Here is a 1,256-nt window from a genome sequence, read left to right on the forward strand (position 1 = left end):
CTCATGCTCAAAACTGCCTTCCTGACGCTGCTTTCGCTTGCCATAGCCATCGTCGGCGGTGGCGGCAGCGTCTGGTATGCGCTGAAAGTCCAGGATGGTGTCGGCGCCATCAGGATCGGCCAATGGACAGCCTTTCCCGATATCGGCACGCCGGCCGCCGATCCCTATTCCAAGGCCCGCGTGGCGCGCGAGGGTGTGCTTGCGCTCGGCCGCGCCGAGGGGCTGTCCTTCGTCGCCGAGCGAGACGCGGCCGGCGCCGAGCTCAAGCGCGAATGCACCTACACAATCGAGGGTGATTTTCCGACAGCACGGTTCTGGACGCTTTATGCCGCCGACCAGTCGCTCGGCGTGGTCGAAACCGGCAAACCCCGGCTGGCGGCGCTGCAATCCTACGGGGTGGTGCGCCAGCCCGACAATTCGGTGATCATTTCCGCCGGCCATCACCCGATGCCGGGCAATTGGCTGCTGACAGACGGCTTCGGCAGGATGTATTTCGTGCTGACCTTCTACGACACGCCAATCGCCAGCAGCACCGGCCTGTCGGACGTCTCGCTGCCGCATATCGTCAAGGTCGGCTGCAATGCGTAGTTTTTACGCTGCGATGCGCGGACTTCTGCATGCCGTCCTGCTCGGTCTGCTCGGCGCCGGCATCGTGCACATCGCCGTGCTGCTGCTGGTGCCCGAGTTTTCCGAACGCGATGCCTGGTCGCGGCTGTCCATGGCGTCGGATCTGTACAAGATGACGCGGCTCGATGCCGAGGCCGGTGGCGCGCCCGTGGTGAAATCCGTCGACCCGCTGTTTTACGCGACGGCCTGCCGGTTCGATCTGGGCGAAGGCATGGTCCGCGTCAAGGCACCTGGGCATGTCCCGTTCTGGTCGGTGTCGGTCTATGACCGCAGCGGCCACAACATCTATTCCTTCAACGACCACACAGCGACCGGCGGCGTTCTGGATGCCGTCGTGCTGACGCCGGCGCAGATGATCGACGTGCGCAAGGATCTTCCAGAGGATCTTCAAGGAGCGATCTTCGTCGAAGCGCCGATCGAGGAAGGCATCTTCGTCATCCGCGCCTTCGTGCCCGACAGCAGCTGGAAGCCGATCGTTTCGCGCTTCTTCGAACAGAGTTCCTGCGAGTTGCAGGACTTCTAAAGCGAGTCGCGTCTGAACGGATTCAGACGACCCGCTTTGGATCTTTGTGCATGTCGTTCTCCCAAAACCGAGGTCACTTTTGGGCGACATGCACTAGACATGATCC

At 62.4% G+C, this 1,256-nt stretch carries 2 protein-coding genes; both read left to right on the forward strand.

Annotation, left to right across the window (positions count from 1 at the left end):
• Window positions 1-3 precede the first annotated feature (3 nt).
• On the forward strand, window positions 4-588 hold the full coding sequence (locus EN939_RS34725; RefSeq protein ID WP_127271885.1) for a DUF1214 domain-containing protein: 585 nt from the start codon (window positions 4-6) through the stop codon (window positions 586-588).
• Window positions 581-1,150: a DUF1254 domain-containing protein gene (locus EN939_RS34730; protein ID WP_127271883.1), complete on the forward strand. Its 570-nt coding sequence runs from the start codon at window positions 581-583 to the stop codon at window positions 1,148-1,150. The genes EN939_RS34725 and EN939_RS34730 overlap by 8 nt, the downstream gene beginning before the upstream one ends.
• Window positions 1,151-1,256: the final 106 nt, after the last annotated feature.

The sequence above is a fragment of the Mesorhizobium sp. M7A.F.Ca.CA.002.05.1.1 genome (assembly GCF_003998335.1).
Taxonomy (GTDB): Bacteria; Pseudomonadota; Alphaproteobacteria; order Rhizobiales; family Rhizobiaceae; genus Mesorhizobium.